The sequence below is a fragment of the Mucilaginibacter sp. OK098 genome (assembly GCF_900142915.1).
GTDB lineage: Bacteria > Bacteroidota > Bacteroidia > Sphingobacteriales > Sphingobacteriaceae > Mucilaginibacter.
The window spans coordinates 414,385-429,823 of record NZ_FRCM01000001.1 but is presented as its reverse complement, the minus strand read 5'-3'; the positions used below and the strand labels follow the sequence as shown (position 1 = coordinate 429,823).

The 15,439-nt window shown below is 40.2% G+C and carries 14 protein-coding genes; 9 read left to right on the top strand and 5 right to left on the bottom strand.

The window, feature by feature from the left end; genetic code table 11:
• Window positions 1–37 precede the first annotated feature (37 nt).
• The 4 genes from BUE31_RS01730 to BUE31_RS01715 form a co-directional block, all read right to left on the bottom strand.
• Window positions 38–1,402 (bottom strand): thioredoxin family protein, encoded by a 1,365-nt coding sequence (locus tag BUE31_RS01730; RefSeq protein ID WP_073399663.1) that lies wholly within the window; start codon window positions 1,400–1,402, stop codon window positions 38–40.
• A 19-nt stretch (window positions 1,403–1,421) separates the two neighbouring features.
• Complete coding sequence (locus BUE31_RS01725) at window positions 1,422–2,909, bottom strand: RagB/SusD family nutrient uptake outer membrane protein (RefSeq protein WP_083619236.1); 1,488 nt, start codon at window positions 2,907–2,909, stop codon at window positions 1,422–1,424.
• 10 nt (window positions 2,910–2,919) lie between these two features.
• A complete protein-coding gene (locus BUE31_RS01720; protein WP_234997726.1) occupies window positions 2,920–6,177 on the bottom strand; it encodes a SusC/RagA family TonB-linked outer membrane protein in 3,258 nt (1,085 codons plus the stop codon).
• A 301-nt stretch (window positions 6,178–6,478) separates the two neighbouring features.
• Window positions 6,479–7,651: a FecR family protein gene (locus BUE31_RS01715; protein ID WP_073399659.1), complete on the bottom strand. Its 1,173-nt coding sequence runs from the start codon at window positions 7,649–7,651 to the stop codon at window positions 6,479–6,481.
• 211 nt (window positions 7,652–7,862) lie between these two features.
• On the opposite strand from BUE31_RS01715, the gene BUE31_RS01710 reads away from it, so the two are divergent.
• The 3 genes from BUE31_RS01710 to BUE31_RS01700 are packed head-to-tail and all read left to right on the top strand — an operon-like array spanning window position 7,863 to window position 9,916.
• Window positions 7,863–8,396: a hypothetical protein gene (locus tag BUE31_RS01710; protein WP_073399658.1), complete on the top strand. Its 534-nt coding sequence runs from the start codon at window positions 7,863–7,865 to the stop codon at window positions 8,394–8,396.
• Window positions 8,397–8,403: 7 nt separating this feature from the next.
• Window positions 8,404–9,222 carry a hypothetical protein gene (locus BUE31_RS01705; protein WP_073399656.1) on the top strand — a complete coding sequence of 273 codons (819 nt, stop codon included), beginning with the start codon at window positions 8,404–8,406 and terminating at the stop codon, window positions 9,220–9,222.
• A 25-nt stretch (window positions 9,223–9,247) separates the two neighbouring features.
• Window positions 9,248–9,916 (top strand): hypothetical protein, encoded by a 669-nt coding sequence (locus tag BUE31_RS01700; RefSeq protein ID WP_073399655.1) that lies wholly within the window; start codon window positions 9,248–9,250, stop codon window positions 9,914–9,916.
• 15 nt (window positions 9,917–9,931) lie between these two features.
• On the opposite strand, the gene BUE31_RS01695 is transcribed toward BUE31_RS01700, so the two are convergent.
• Window positions 9,932–10,549, bottom strand: a complete 618-nt coding sequence (locus BUE31_RS01695; RefSeq protein ID WP_073399654.1) for an RNA polymerase sigma factor — start codon at window positions 10,547–10,549, stop codon at window positions 9,932–9,934.
• 115 nt (window positions 10,550–10,664) lie between these two features.
• Between BUE31_RS01695 and BUE31_RS01690 the strand changes: the two genes are divergently transcribed.
• From BUE31_RS01690 to BUE31_RS01665, 6 genes are all read left to right on the top strand, one after another.
• A complete protein-coding gene (locus tag BUE31_RS01690; RefSeq protein WP_073399652.1) occupies window positions 10,665–11,006 on the top strand; it encodes a helix-turn-helix transcriptional regulator in 342 nt (113 codons plus the stop codon).
• Entirely contained in the window at window positions 11,003–11,257 is a 255-nt protein-coding gene (locus BUE31_RS01685; protein ID WP_073399650.1) for a hypothetical protein, read from the top strand. Before BUE31_RS01690 ends, BUE31_RS01685 begins: the two co-directional genes overlap by 4 nt.
• Before the next feature lie 77 nt (window positions 11,258–11,334).
• Entirely contained in the window at window positions 11,335–12,060 is a 726-nt protein-coding gene (locus BUE31_RS01680) for a hypothetical protein (RefSeq protein WP_073399648.1), read from the top strand.
• Between the two features lie 142 nt (window positions 12,061–12,202).
• Entirely contained in the window at window positions 12,203–13,117 is a 915-nt protein-coding gene (locus BUE31_RS01675) for an L-histidine N(alpha)-methyltransferase (RefSeq protein WP_073399646.1), read from the top strand.
• Between the two features lie 7 nt (window positions 13,118–13,124).
• Window positions 13,125–13,991, top strand: coding sequence for a hypothetical protein (locus BUE31_RS01670; protein ID WP_073399644.1), 867 nt, complete (start codon window positions 13,125–13,127; stop codon window positions 13,989–13,991).
• An 11-nt stretch (window positions 13,992–14,002) separates the two neighbouring features.
• Complete coding sequence (locus tag BUE31_RS01665) at window positions 14,003–15,400, top strand: sodium:solute symporter family protein (protein ID WP_073399642.1); 1,398 nt, start codon at window positions 14,003–14,005, stop codon at window positions 15,398–15,400.
• Window positions 15,401–15,439 lie beyond the last annotated feature (39 nt).

The window sequence follows — 15,439 nt, the reverse complement described above, 5'->3', positions numbered from 1 at the left end:
ATCGATTAATTTCTTTGAAACATTGTCACTACTTCTATCAATTTATAGTCGTCTCCCACGTAGGCTTCCCGGCTTCCATCTTATCAATGACGTCCTGAATGTCCTTCGCGATTTGCAGATTAAACCATTTTTGATTCTTATCCATCGCTTTATCCTTGGCCATTTGTTCTGCGATAATTGCATCCTCTTTACGGCCTGCCTTATACAAGACATTCGCATAGGTGTCAATGTGATTTGGCGAGGCATCAGTCGGTAGCACAAATTTCTCCATGAATTCTATGGCTTTTAGCAAATGAGGTTTATCAGTAGCATGCCGGAAAATAACTTCAAATACTAAATTGTTAATCCCTGATGGGCTGATTTTTTCATGGTTTGCTTCGTTATTTTCTACTTGAGCAATTTCATATGTTACTGCATTGGGCCAATCTTTTATCGAAGTGTAATACAAGGATTTACTTCTTAATTCTATGCGCTTTGCAGTTCGCTCGTCATACTTTTGCTTAACCTTTTTAAAGATTTCTTGCCAGGCATAATTTTGAGGTTTTATATTCTCTTTATATGAAAATGCATAAAAATGATTTTGAATGATGTAATCTGTAAAAGCCCTAGAAAATCCAGCGTATCCCATCGCTGAATCTGACATCATTTGATTTTTAAAAAAATATTGAACCAACTGGTCATTGGGGCTAAATAGTGTCTGAAAAGTAAGAATAAATTTAACATGCTGCTTGATCAGATTTGCTGAAGGTTTTTGCGCGTTTAAAAACCGAGACTTATATTCTTTGGCCACTATCTTAGCTAAACTGTCCTCTTTAAATTGATTTGCGGTGATGGCAAGCCATTCCATATCTTCTAAATTTAAGGTATGGGATTTAAAGGCCTTAATCTTAGCTGCGTAGTTTTGCTTTGGATTAATGACATCATCTATTATTTGTGAAAACTGTTCGGTATTTTTATAACCTACATCGCGGTAGGTTAACTCTCCATTGGGGGTTAAAAAAATGAAAGTGGGTAAAACATCAATAGCATAGTGCTTACTTAATTGCTGCGCACGTGCATACCAGGATTTTACAACATCATTATCTATTTCTGTCTGGTCCATTTGTACTTTAATAGATATAAATCGGTCGTTGATTTTTCGACCTAAGCTATCATTGATATACACTTCCTGATCCATCTCTTTACAAGGCCCGCACCAAGTCGCAAATACATCAATAAAAATAAATTTATTTTCTTTTTTTGCTTTCTTCAATATTTCAGGCCAGAGTAAGTTCTTTTCGAAATTAACGCCCTGGCAAAATCCATTAAGGCAAAAAAGGAGCATAGCAAGGGTATATTTGATGTTTCTTATCATATTTTTAGGTTTTAAATGACTGAAATCGCTTGCGGAGATTTCAGTCATTAGTGAAATACTTAAATTTTTAATACCCTGGATTTTGAGTTAAATTTTCATTTACTTTTATGTCTGATAATGGAACGGGATATAGCCCCTTTGTAGGGTCCCATGCACCACCGCCCTTTAAAGGCGTTGCAATTTGCATCGCCGCATCAATTGTACCGCTTCGCTTTAAGTCTAACCAACGGTGCCCCCATTCGGTAAATAGTTCTGTCCGTCTCTCTCTCAAGATCGCCGATCTCAGTTCAGATTGTGTAATTGCGGTCGTATTAGCTAAACCAGCTCGATTTCTAATGGTGTTAAGATCGGACTTTGCTCCATTCAAGTTTCCCTGTTCATTTCTAGCCTCTGCCCTTATTAAATATTGTTCTGCAAGGCGAAATACAATTAAATATTCAGTTAAAGTAGCTGCATTGTAATTTCCCAATAATGCTTTATACTTAGATGCAAAAGGAAAAACTTGTGTCCCAACTGTAACACTATCTATCCAAGTAACTTTTCTTAGATCCCCGCTCTCAAAACTATGATATAAACTAACAGAAACATAAAATGGGTGCGCAGAGGCAGGACCAGCACTAGGCAATTTAAAAATTTCTCCCTCATAGGTGTTGTAAAACGAATTTACAGATTGTAAAGACCAGATCGTTTCTTGGCTGTTTTTTAGAAATACGGTGTTTAACGGAATATTGGTTGAATATGATGTTGTTTGGTTTATAACATGGGTAGCTGCGGCATCTGCTTCAGCATAATGCTTTAAATATAATTGGGTCCTGGCCAATAAAGCGTTCACAGTTTCCTTGTTGGGACGGACACGCTCCGTTGTCGTTGTCACAACATCAGAATTGACATAACGATCATCCATCAATTGCAAAGACTGGTTGAGATCTGAAAGAATTTGGTTATAAATGTCAGAAGAAGAGCTGCGAGCAATTGTAGAGTTCACTTTATAATCGATGTCCAATACCAAAGGAACATCTCCATAAAAATTAACCAAGTAGAAATAGAAGAATGACCGTAAAAAATAGGCTTCTCCGAGCAACCTTTGTTTAACAGCCGGAGTAATTTTGTCGGATTTATTTAAACCATTAATAGTGGAATTGACCGTATAAATCATTGGATATATCTTTTGCCAGAAACTTTGAATACCTTGGATAGAGCTATACTGAGAATTTATTTTATTCTGATAATATTGAGCATATCCATCATATGATCCAAAAGCTGATGTAGACAAATTCAAATTATCAGCGGATAAATCTGTAATGATAGAAGCAGAGGCAATACCTCCATTTGTATTCGTATTACTTTCGCTAATTTGTGCCAATAAACCTGTCATTACTGAGATCGCTTGCGCATCATCTGAAAAAACGATATCCGTATTTGTACTAGTAGTTGGAGCTGGTACTTCAATAAATTTTTTACAGCCGGTACTCAAGCACAGCATAGTAATACAAATAAAGATGCCCCATTGATTTGAAAATTTTCGATATAGAGGCGAATAATAATAAATATTCATGACGATAATTTTAAAATGTTAATTGTAAACCCAGTGAAAAAACCCTTAGTGGAGGCAATGTACCATAACCAGTTTCCGGGTCTCCTATATAATTCGAAATAGTTAAAAGGTTTTGCCCTTGAAAATATACCCTTGCATTGGCTATATGGATTTTGTGTAAAAAATAGTTGGGAATTGTATAAGATAAAGACGCATTTTTTAGACGCATAAACGTCGCGTCGCTGTAAGCTGCATCACTCTGCGTAGCACTTAAGAATGGGGTAATAAAGTTAAAACTCGTTTGCACTTGTTGATAAAGTCCATTATCGCCATTTTTTTGCCAACGATTCGTGAAGTTTGCGGGAAGATTTAAGTTGGGAAAGCCTGGGAAGTAAGGGCCAAAACGGTAATTAGGCAGAGCATGTTTTACAAACTGTAGTAAAAAACTCAACTCAAAACCTTTATAGCTAAATCTATTGGAAATCCCGCCATACCATTTAGGATCTGTGGATAATAGTTGAGTTTTGTCATTTAGAGAACTTGGATTAGAAACTAACTTACCGTCAGCTGTTAGAAATTGATAAAACCCGGTTTGTGGATTTACGCCTTCGAATTTATATGCCTTTGTAATTGTAATCGACTGTCCGACAACGAAAAGACTTGCAAAGCTGGATTTTTCAAGATTGGGAAAGGCAATGAGTTTATTTTTAGGTAATGTGAAGTTTGCTGAAATTTGCCAATTGAATTTTCCGTTTTTATAGGGAGTCGCGTCAAGGGTTAACTCCCACCCTGTGTTCTGAACAGTCGCAGGTAAATTTTGTCGAATACTTGTAAATCCTGTTGTTATTGGTAAAGGTGACGATACGAGTTGATTAGACGACCGATTCCTGAAATAATTGACATTTAGGAAAAATTGATTAGTAAAGAAACCAAGATCCAAGCCTATATTTAACTTTTTAGTTTCTTCCCACTGCAAATACGGGTTACTTAAACCAGCAGGGATTAGTCCAGTTGTATTTTGGTAATTGGGGGAATAATTTTGATTGTTATATAAACTCAAAAAATTATAGTCACCAATTTGGTCGTTACCGGTTGTTCCATAACTCGCATGAAGTTTACCAAAGCTTAAAAAGTTATTGGTAAATTTCATGATCGGCTCTTCGCTAAAAATCCAGGCGCCTGCTGCCGAATAAAAACTATTAAGCATGTTTGCAGAACCAAATCGGCTACTGCCATCTCTGCGAGCCGACAAGTTAATTATATAGCGATCTTTCAATCGATAATTGATACGTCCAAATATTGCACTATATCGATATAAACTTTGAACTGTATTTACAACCGTTATTGTTGACGCAGCACCAATGTTTTCCAATTGCGCATCGTTATTAAACCCTGAAGCGTTTTGATTCAATAAATTTGTTTTGCTTTGCTGAAAGGTACTGCCTAATAAGCCTTCTACATGACCAAAACTAAATTGCTGGCTATAAGTTAATTGTGGTTCTATAATCCAGGAAGCGATAGTATTGGTACCAAAAGCCGCACCCCGTGATTTGTATCCATCTGGTTTATAATATGTTATGGGAATAAGATTTTCAACATTTGCTTCCAACTTATTATAACCTAAATTCGTTTTAAATTCTAAACCAGGCAAAATTTTATATCCTATATTGGAGTTGGCGATCAGATTGCTGGTTTGTGCTCTATATTCATTTAACACCACTTTTGCCGGATTGTTAAAAGTATACACATCTGGATTAGTTGGAAGTGGTGACCAATTGATACTGCCATCTCGATTAAAGAGCGCAGGTGCATCTGGTGCTAAAGTTAGCGCCACCTGAAACAAATCACCTGTTGATATATTATTTTCATCTTGTAAGTAATTGCCTGAAAGATTGAATGTGAATTTTTGATTGGTAGAATGGTGATTGACGCTTAGAAGTACATTGTTTTTATAATTTGAAAAATCGCCAGGATAAACTGTTGTTTGCCGAGTATAGCCAGCCCCGGCCCTGAACTGCGTGTTTTCATTTCCTCCAGAGATAGCTGCATTTAGATTGGTGAAATACGCTGTACCACCAGCCAGCTCTTTTTGCCAGTCGGTGTTGCGGCTTTGATCCCAAATGCCGTTTACATCGTAATCTGTACTAGATATTGTAGCGCCTCCATTTTTGATGGCTTCTTTTCGTAAGGCTACATACTGTTCCGTATTCATTAAATCGTAAGTTCTTTTAGTAATTTTGCCCCAGCCACTTTGCATATTTAAATCGACCTTCGTTTCTCCAGCTTTGCCGCGTTTTGTCGTAATTAAAATAGCACCGTTGGCCGCTCTGGAGCCATAGATGGCCGTTGCATCAGCATCTTTCAAAATCTCTACACTTTCGATATCCGCGGGATTAAGAAAATTAAGCGTGCTATTGCCACCTCCGGCAGTAATTCCCCCTTCCAAGCCAGAGTTGTTGTTATTGGGATAGGGTACGCCATCTACGACATAAAATGGATCGCTGCCATTAAGTAAACTATTTTTCCCTTGGACTGACATCCTCACATTTCCAATGGTATTTCCGCTATTTTGCTGAATATATAAACCAGGTATTCTTCCTTGCAAGGCTAGCGCTAAATTCCCCACCGGTTGTTTTTGGATATCTTCAGCTATTATGCTCCCAATGTTACTTGTTGAGAATCTTTTAGAAGTGGTGCCGTAGGCAATAACCTGTACTGCGTCTAATTGTGAGCTGCTGACTTCGAGCGAGATCGTTCCCAGTTCGGCGGAAGCTCTAATTTCTTTGGTAAGATACCCAATTGATGATATGACGATAACAGCATTTTCATTGACGCTTTTTAATGTGAAATATCCGCCTTTATCTGTAGCCATTGCCTGGCTTTCGTCTTTCAGTTTTACCGTTACGCCAGGGAGTGGGTTGCCTTTTTCATCGACCACACGGCCATGCACATCAATTAAAGCCAAAACATCCTTCACCTTATCCATGAAAGATGGTTCTTTCATTTTGATCAGTATCGTTTTTTCCTCAATCTCATACGTCAGCGGCTGGTTCAGCAAACTGGCTTTCAGCGCATCTTCCAAATTCACATTAGAAACCTTAATCGTTACCGGCGTGCTCTTCTCCAGCACATCATTACTATAAATAACATCATAACCGCTTTGCTGGCGGATCTTCGCCAACACCTCATCGAGGCCGGCCTTTTTCTCATTCAGGGTGATTTTCTGCGCATAACTGGATGCGCTGACGGTCAGAACTGAGATCAACAGTAAAAATGTAGTGATCTTCATGACTAAAAAGAGTTTACGCGGGACATAGTTATAGCCGCCGCTTATGCGTATTGCATTTAAATTCATACTTTTGAATTGTTCGGGTTAGACTTATTTGTTGACTGACAAATTGTTTTTATCCCCTTACCGGCTCCGCCGGAAAGGAATGGTGACCCGGACGTTAACGTGTCCCGAGGCTCAATTCGGGATGCGTTTTTTTTATCCGTTTCACGCTGGCCTCACGGCATCATTCGCGTAAAATTCTTTTCATAGTCCTTTGTTTAAGCGTTTAACATTTAGTTATAAATCTGTTCATGGGGTTCTACTTGTGTTTCTTCTTAAATATTTTAACCGTTTTTCCCTCCACCGCAAAATCAACATCAGGTCCAACCTTACGCAGGAAGTTCAGCACCGTAGACAGTTTTTTCGTCCGGTCGAAAGAACCGCCGAACTTCATCTTCTTGGTTTCCGGGTCCACCCAAACCAGCTGCACATCATAGATGCGCGCGATCCGGTTCATGATATTTTCCAGCGGCTCCTTATTAAAAATCTGTTTACCCTGTAACCAGGCCAGCGTCTTTTCCAGGTCAGCCGGTTTACGGTCCATCGCTGAATTGGTAGCGACCACTTCCTCTCCCGGTTGCAACAAGATCGCCTGCTGTTTCCGGCTCACCTTTACCGCACCTTCGACCAGGGTTGTTTTCAGCGCCGATTCATCCGGGTAAGCATTGATATTGAATTCCGTACCAATATCTTCAATGATCTCGTCAGCGACCGCTACATAGAAAGGCATTGCCGTATTATGTTTTACCTTTAAATAGACCTGCCCGGTCACACTCACCTTACGCTGCTTGCCCGTAAAGGCCACCGGGTAAGTGATCGAGGAAGCCGCATCCAGGAACACTTCGGTGCCGTCGGCTAAAGTCAGGCTGTATTTATTAGCCGTATTATTGGTCAGCGTATGGGCTACCGGCTCAGCTGATGCGGTTTGCTCATAAGTTAAGGCTTCGTCCGACTGACTGGCCTTCGCGCCGTCAGCGGTCTGTATGGTGCCTTTATGGTTATTATTTAATACCAACCTCTTACCGCCGCCCATCGTCAGGATAACCCCCTTATTCATCGGCGACAGGTCTTCCGGTTTCAGTACCGCCACCTGTACAGGCACCGTTGGTTTATGTAACAGGAAATACCCGCCCGCTGAAAGAATGAACAGTACCGAAGCCGCCACCGCGATCCGCTGCCATAAATGGTAATAACGTCCTGCATCCGGGCGGATACGCGCATCGATCAGTTCTTTAAGTACGGCAAGCTTCTGCTCCTCCGCTACTGATGCCGTAGTTTCTTCCGAAGCCTGTAACTCGGTTTCGATCAGCCCGCGCAGCGCGGTTTCATCCGCCGTTCCGAAATAACGGAACAGGGCCGCCAGTTCTTCCGGGGTGCAATCTCCTGAAAGATACCTGCGATATAAAAATTCCGGTTGTATTTGTTTTGCCAAAATAAAGGTCCTTTTATAAGCTATTACGCCTGTGCAAAGCCTGTCAATGACACGGAATGAAAAAAAACTTAATAATTATTTTTTGATAAGTTAATATATACCACCACGGACAATGGGGCAGAAAGAGAAGGGCATATTAAAAACCTCTATAACAATAAGTTATTTTTAGTTAGTAACTTTGGTGTTGATATCCCGAAACCTTAATTAATTCATGCTCAATTTTTTTTACAGAATATTTTTAACCGTAAATGCCACTGCATTAATTGTAGTGGTTTATTTAATCAAAACCAGCGCAGTAATTAATTCGCTACATCCGTTATTGAAAGAATTACCTCACGTTATTTCTTATGTGCTTTACATTACCCTACCGATCATACTCACTGCAATCAGTCTTGCCATCGTTGATAATTTAGACGATGATGAATTGCTCAGCGTCAAAACTGCTGAACCAGCCAACGATTCGTTCCTGCCAAGTTACTTAGGCTATTTCTTCGTTGCCTTGAGCGTACCGGATAACACTACGCTTATGTTCGTGTACCTCATTATCTTTGTAATGACATTTTTGTCTCAGACCGCTTATTTTAATCCGATCTTTTTATTATTCGGCTATAAATTTTACTATATAACTACACAGAACGCTATCCGAAATTTTATTATTTCCAAACGAACAATTAGTAGTCCGATCAGTTTGGATTGCCCTCATCTGAAACGCATCAATGATTTCACTTTTATTTCTAAAAACTGATTTATAAATGGACCACTTAATAGCAAAATTGAAAGGAGTTAACGGACCTTATAAAAAGGTTTTATCCAATACAAAAATCTTTTCTCAACCTGATCTCTCAGAGACACGGGCTTATGAAGCGGGATATAAACCAGAAGAAGAAGAATGGCTGGAAATAAGGGAATTCTCGAAAAAAGACTTTTTCATTGACTTCCTGGGCAAGCCTTTTTCTTCAACAGAGTACCCGCAATTACCTGAAGATAAATACAAGGACATTGAATTTCTATGCTCAGTTCAAGATGAACAATTCTTCTTTCAGAAAATGGCACCAAGCATGGTATTGAACAAAAAATTTTTTCAAGCAGGTAGTGCGCCCACGTTAATGAGTGACAAATTAATCATCGTAATAAATAATTCACCCGATGCAGTATATGATCAGAATTTAGATGTTTTATATTTTAAACGTCTTTCATCAATAACAACAATATTTAAAGGTATTGACGTAATTTATCGAGAGGCTACCGATACAGAAACTGAAAACTTTCTCAAAAGTACCTTTCTCAAACTCGATGCAGCCTATGATGCAACAAAAGTCAAAACAGCGAACAGGAAGCGCATTGCAATGGTAATAGACACCTTAAAATCTTACAGTACCAAGCAAAAGAGCAGTCTTTTTAAGTATATAGGAAAATATTGCAATACAATCACTTATGATAAAAAGTCAGAACAGTTCACTGTTAATAACGAAGAAGAACTGAAACAAATTCTTTTTGGAATTGAAGAACGGTATTACACTACCGAACAGGGAAAACAAAAAAGACTGGCCAATTCGATAATACCTTTATAATTTCAGCTTATCCCAATAAAATTTAATGAACCAAACAACGATAGCCGATTTATTAACGCTGCTGGATGACGTGGATACAAAATTTTCACAAACTCATGTATCCACGTTGGAAACGCCATTCGACATTAGCCCTGCAGAATTTATAAAATACGCTGAATTCGATTTGACCAGCTCCTATGACCACAAGGCGGTTAACGCATTATCGAATGCAAAACGTGCGATGGATGGGCAACTGGATTCATTACTTTTATCGTTTGGATACTATAAAACATCACAAAAAGGCTATTGGGGCTTCCCGAAAAAAATAGATCTGGTTAAAGAATTAGGTATCATCGCGCCGAGAATATTAAATAAAGTTAACAAGCAAAGAAATCTCCTTGAGCACCAATTTATTAAACCAGAGTTGACCATCGTGGAAGATTTTTTAGATATCGCAATGTTATTTGTCGCCAGTACCGATCGGTATACTCTGCGCTTCGTAAACAGAATAATGCGAAATAACAAGTCATTGAAAAAAGGTATTGTCATTGATAACGATTACAAGGCAGAACTTTTAGTGGTTAAAATCTACAAATTCGAAAACGAAGCCTTCTTTTACGATAAGGCTGATAACTTGATCAGTACAGAGGAGTATCCTGTCAAACATCCCGATTACAAGATTTTGCTTAAAAAGTATTTAGAATTAGGTTATTAACGACTTTGTAAATAGCTACAGCTTCCTCGCCAGGTCCGTGATCACCGAAGCCAGCAGCACCTGCATGGCCACATGGTTATAATTAAACATAAACTCCTTGATACTCTTAGTCGCCCGGACAATATGGGTATTGATCGTCGCGGTGGATATCCCCAACTCCTGGCTCACCTGCTCATACGTTTTACCCTCCAGCTTGCATAACCGGAACACCAGCTGTTGCTGCGGCGGTAAATGTTCCACCGCCTTATTGAGTATGTCCTGAGTTTCCCTGGCGAACACCTCCTCTTCCGTATGCAGGTAAGTTTCCGTAAACGCCTTCATCACCTCCGACTGCAAACGCTCTTCCCTGCCCAGCTTGCGGTAAAAATCATACACCAGGTTCTGCGCAATCAAAAAAAGATAAGATTTTAAAGGCTTTTCCGGGTCGATCAGGTGCCGCTTATCCCAGAGCCGCACGAACACATCCTGCATCAGCTCATCGGCTAAAACATCCACTTTTACCATTTTTTTGATCTTCCTGTAAATGATAAGGCTGTGGCGTTCGTAGAAGTAAGTAAAGGCGCGTTCGTTCCCGTTTCTTAACTGGATCAGCAAAAGTTGTTCATCATGATCGTATGGCCCGCCCGCGTTCATTTTTTAGAGAGTCTTATCAATAAATATAAGAAAATTAGCCCTAATGATAAAAAAAATATTTTACAATCATCCAAATTTAACTTACAGGAAATCAAAGGATAACATCGGAAACTAAATGGATAAGATCAGCTTTGAACAATTGCCCGAAATGATGGCCTTGCTGCTCGAAAAGGTCGAACGATTGGAAAACCTGTTGCTTACCGGTAAAGAGGATGGGATCGTTCTGAAAGAAATGCTCAATATGGAAGAAGCTGCGGAATACATCGGCATCTCCAAATCCTCGCTCTATAAAATGACCATGCAGAGCGAACTTCCCACCTACCGGCCGGGCGGCAAAAGGATCTACCTGAAACGTTCCGAGATCAATGAATGGATGGGCAGCCAAAGACGCAACAGCAAAGCCGAGATCGAGCAGCAGGCCGTTGCTTACCTGGCAAAGCAGGCACGGAAACGATGAAAGCGCCCTTCAGCCGGGAAGAGCTCTACGAACACATCTGGAGCAAACCCGTATCCAAACTGGAAGCGGAATTGTCCCTGAGCAACTGGGATATCAAACAATGGTGCAAAAAGCTAGAGGTGCCTTTGCCACCGGTGGGGCATTGGTCACGCATCCAGTTCGGGAAGCCCGTTGAGCGTATTCCCTTACAGAGCTATCCGTTGAAGCTAAACCCGAACTGGCCGCTGCTGAAACGGCGCCACCTGACCTGAGGGAATCCCGGCAGGTACACGAACCTCCTATCCTCTTCCCCGGTGAAAAGGAACTGTCCTTTGCTGTACCGGACCGGTTGATCCACCCCGATAAACTGATCCTAACGGCCGAACATACGCTGCGTTCGCGGATCACTAAACCCAACCCTGAATTCGGAACCGTTCATACCGAACTGGAACAACTGAACATCCGGGTTTCACCGGGTAATATCAACCGGGCGCTGCGCATTATGGATACTTTGGTCAAGTGCTGGCGGCGGCGCGGTTACCGGATCGAGTTTGATGGACGGGACACGCTGGTCTGCCGGCGCAAGGTGGAACAACGGGTACGCCTATGGGAGATCACGACGAAAAGACCAAAAGAAACGCTGCACGGTCACCAGTTGTATGACCCGACCGGCAAGCTGGCCTTTAAGATGGAATACTACCTGGGAAGGGAATGGCGGGATGGTAAACAATTTCTCGAAGACCAGATCCTGGATATCCTTAACCATATGGAGGTGGCGGGGCGACAGCTGGAAAAAGGCTGGGCGGAACAGGCAGAGAAGGAGGCAGAAAGGGAATTGGCGAAACAGCGACCGGTGGTGAAACAGGTGTTGGCTGAGGATGAGGAAACGGCTGTTAGACCCGAAAAGGTTAGAAAGAAGAAAAAAAAGTTTAAGAAATTATTGAAGGAGGCTAAATGCTGGAAGGAATTGAAAGTACTGGATGAATACCTGGCGGAATTGTTTTATAAGGCGGAACATACGCCGGAGTTTCTGGAATGGATGGCTTGGGCGAAGGAGCAGCGAAATAATTTTTGATAGAAAAATGAATAATATTATTTTCCTTCTTGGATTGAAAAATAATAATTGTAGTTTTAGCTAACCTTTTATCATCTAAAGACTAACTATCTTACTGTTAATAGGATACTATCACAATTTCCTAATAATCTAAACCTGATCCATGCAGCCTGCAAATATTATTCTGGGTGATTTGAAGAAAAGTAAAAAGCTTTTTAAAAACGGGCATTATAAAATAATTTTTGATCAGCCTTACCATCTTTATCTGGATAAAAGCCAGTCACAGGCTTACATCACGATGATCGAAGCGGACAAGTTCTCCAGTCTGCTACACGATCCCACGCTAAACCTTATAGAAAAATACAAGCACAAAATTTTAAAGGGATTTACCGGGAAATTGAGTTTTTATGACCTCGGGCCGGGCATGCCTACCAAAACAATACCGCTACTCAAGCAATTGCAAGAAACCGGAGTTCCCTTTGACTACTTTCCGGTAGATGTAAGTGAGAACTTCCTTAACATAACTGAAAAGGAGATTAATAAGATTGGTATAACCTGCCATCGCATCAACTCCCTGTTCGAAGACCTGCCGAAAGTTATCGTTAATGACAAGAACGAGGAAAAACTTTTTTTTATTGGTTTGACCTTTAATAATTACCGTCCGGACAAAATCCTGAAATTATTAAAGCAATTAGCTGGAAATGACGGAACCTGTCTAATTATAACTGAATACTTTAAAAAGAAAAATATAGAAACGATTCTGCTACCCTACCGGGATAAATACGCCGAATATTTCAATTACCTGTCCTTAAAACTGGCGGGGATCGAACAGGAACAACTCAGTTATTTCACTGAATTTCGTAACCAAAGAATAGAAATGGGATTCAGAGTATTGGAAGACCTTCAGCTGGCACCGGACCTTGTGATCGAGAAGGACACCGAAATCATCACGGCGATCTCTTATAGGTATTCAAAAAACAACCTGATTAAGCACATCAATAAATATTTTTCTTGTTTCGAGTTTTTCGAGCATAACGAAAAGGACATCAGTTTAGCATCTTTTAAATTTTCAAATTAAATCAGCTATGGACCCATCATCTTGGAAGGAACTGCAAATATGGGTATCTGCCATTATTGCTGTAGCCGGTATTAGTTACCGCTGGATACAATTCGCCGCGATCAAAAAGAAAGACCCGGACACGGGTATCGATTTTCTGAATTTTATCATTTATAAACCGATGGCGTTATCCATGCTGTTTTATATATCAACGGTAGTAACCGAGATGAAATATGTCAACTTCAATGAGCAATTGAGTAAAAGAGCGGATGTCAGTGAACTTTCCAGCAAGCTCAACATCGTTTATAAGCAATTCGACAATCCGCACGACAAGATTATTACGTCCATTATAAATGACAAAGTCGCTAAGTTCAATAAGTTCCTAACTTACGCAACGAACAACGAAAAGGTCATGAATATCGATAAAAACTCCAATGAATTCAGTGAATCTGCGGATAAGATATTTAAAAACTGTGACGATGGTTCGCGTATTTATGCGACCAGTTACGTCAATCATGATCGATGGTGGAAAGAAGTCGAGGGGCAGGACTACCTGAAAACCAATTATGATTTCATAAAAGACAAATCGGGTTCAATCACCCGGATTCATTTGTTCAAAGACACCGCAGATTCTCATTTCTTCTGGTCGATTATGGGGCAGGAAAAAGCACACAAAATTAAGGTCTATTATATTTTCACCAAAGACATCCCTGATGATTACTATAATTTAAAAGAAGATATCATAGTCGTAAGTAACCAACTTGCCGGAAAATTGACGCTGGATGATAAACGTAATCCGCTCAGCGTGGCCTATTATGGTTCGGAAGAAAAGATACAGGAGTTCCAGGCAACCTTTGATAAACTGAAAAGGTTACCCGGAATGAAAGAATTTTAAAAGACATCAATATGAGCATCGTTATTTTTATCGCTTTCTTAGCTTTGGTATTTTTGAACAGCTGGCGGGCCAGGTCTAAAAAGATTACCTTTTTAAAGTTCAAATCCCTCAACTGGTTTTTGATCGCATTTAGCGCGGGAACAACCACCAACACCGGTTTTATAATTACAACCGCGGTAGCTATGGGCTATGGCATGGGGTTCAGTGCAATCGTTTTCCCACTATCCTTCCTATTAGGTGACCTTATCTACTGGCAGTTTTTCGCACCCAAAGTGCACACCTATGCCGCTGAAAACTCGATCAGAACAATACCGGAATTTATTACCAGTAAACTCTCCGGAAAGGTTTCTGGCTTTAATACTCTGATTAGCGTCTGTATCATCCTCTCAGCTACACTTTATACTATAGCTCAATGGAACGCTGCGGGAAAACTTTACAACGCCTTTTTTAATATCGATGATGCTTACTGTATTATCTTGTTTTCCATACTTGTTATTGGTTATTGTCTGATCGGAGGATTTCTTTCGTCCGTTTATGCGGATATCGTGCAGGGGAGCTTTATGGTTTTACTCGCCACAGTAACCACCTTGGTTTGTGCTTGGCAAACCCCTGATTTTAGCGGCTTTCTCAGCCAGTCATTTCAGACTTTCGCTCGCAGTTTCGTATTTTTATCTGAGAACGGGATTGTTTTCATACTGGGTTGGGCAGCAGCTTCCATTGGCTTTAGTTTCAGCCAGCCGCAAATACTGGATAAGATTATCGCTGCAAAAGATGAAAGGAATGTTAAAAAAGCGAGATACCTGTATATGTTCTTCGTACAATATACCTGGATCGGCATGACTTTCTTGGGTATGCTTATCAAAGCGGTTTATCCCGATCTAAAAGAATTGCAGGCTGAAAAAGCATTGGCGATTTTTATTAACCTAAACTCCTCACCTTGGCTTTTAGGCCTGGTCCTGGCCGGTGTGTTTTCGACCATCGCCTCCTCTGCTGGTTCACTTAACATTTCCATTGCTAATTATATTTCCTCGGATATTCTGAAGGACAGGTGGGCAATCAATTCTCGGTTATTACTAATCCTGGTATTTATGGGAACAATTATACCCGCAATCTTACTTGTGCATACCACCGTATTTAATCTTACCATTTTTGCAGTTTCTCTGGGTGCGGTGCTCGCCCCTTGTATGCTGATTAAAATATTTAGTTTCCGACATAACAAAATTTCCCTGATTTGTTGTCTGCTGACTTCCATCTTTATTACGGTCACATTTAAGATTCTTGGCTATTCAGCAAATTTGTTGTATGATATACCCGTTGGTACATTCTTAGGATTATTCGCCAATTCAATCGCGTATAAATTATCCCGAAAGAGCAAATCGCCTATGTCGCCACCCTTAAAAGCAGTGTGATATTAGCATTAAACTTTTTTTCAGTATATTATATCGATA

What these genes read in the sequence shown, in the direction of transcription:
- BUE31_RS01705 (WP_073399656.1), top strand. Translation starts at nt 8,404, where the DNA reads ATGGACCACTTAATAGCAAAATTGAAAGGAGTTAACGGACCTTATAAA.
- BUE31_RS01725 (WP_083619236.1), bottom strand. Translation starts at nt 2,909, where the DNA reads ATGAATATTTATTATTATTCGCCTCTATATCGAAAATTTTCAAATCAA.
- BUE31_RS01730 (WP_073399663.1), bottom strand. Translation starts at nt 1,402, where the DNA reads ATGACTGAAATCTCCGCAAGCGATTTCAGTCATTTAAAACCTAAAAAT.
- BUE31_RS01670 (WP_073399644.1), top strand. Translation starts at nt 13,125, where the DNA reads ATGGACCCATCATCTTGGAAGGAACTGCAAATATGGGTATCTGCCATT.
- BUE31_RS01710 (WP_073399658.1), top strand. Translation starts at nt 7,863, where the DNA reads ATGCTCAATTTTTTTTACAGAATATTTTTAACCGTAAATGCCACTGCA.
- BUE31_RS01690 (WP_073399652.1), top strand. Translation starts at nt 10,665, where the DNA reads ATGGATAAGATCAGCTTTGAACAATTGCCCGAAATGATGGCCTTGCTG.
- BUE31_RS01720 (WP_234997726.1), bottom strand. Translation starts at nt 6,177, where the DNA reads ATGAAGATCACTACATTTTTACTGTTGATCTCAGTTCTGACCGTCAGC.
- BUE31_RS01700 (WP_073399655.1), top strand. Translation starts at nt 9,248, where the DNA reads ATGAACCAAACAACGATAGCCGATTTATTAACGCTGCTGGATGACGTG.
- BUE31_RS01665 (WP_073399642.1), top strand. Translation starts at nt 14,003, where the DNA reads ATGAGCATCGTTATTTTTATCGCTTTCTTAGCTTTGGTATTTTTGAAC.
- BUE31_RS01695 (WP_073399654.1), bottom strand. Translation starts at nt 10,549, where the DNA reads ATGAACGCGGGCGGGCCATACGATCATGATGAACAACTTTTGCTGATC.
- BUE31_RS01685 (WP_073399650.1), top strand. Translation starts at nt 11,003, where the DNA reads ATGAAAGCGCCCTTCAGCCGGGAAGAGCTCTACGAACACATCTGGAGC.
- BUE31_RS01675 (WP_073399646.1), top strand. Translation starts at nt 12,203, where the DNA reads ATGCAGCCTGCAAATATTATTCTGGGTGATTTGAAGAAAAGTAAAAAG.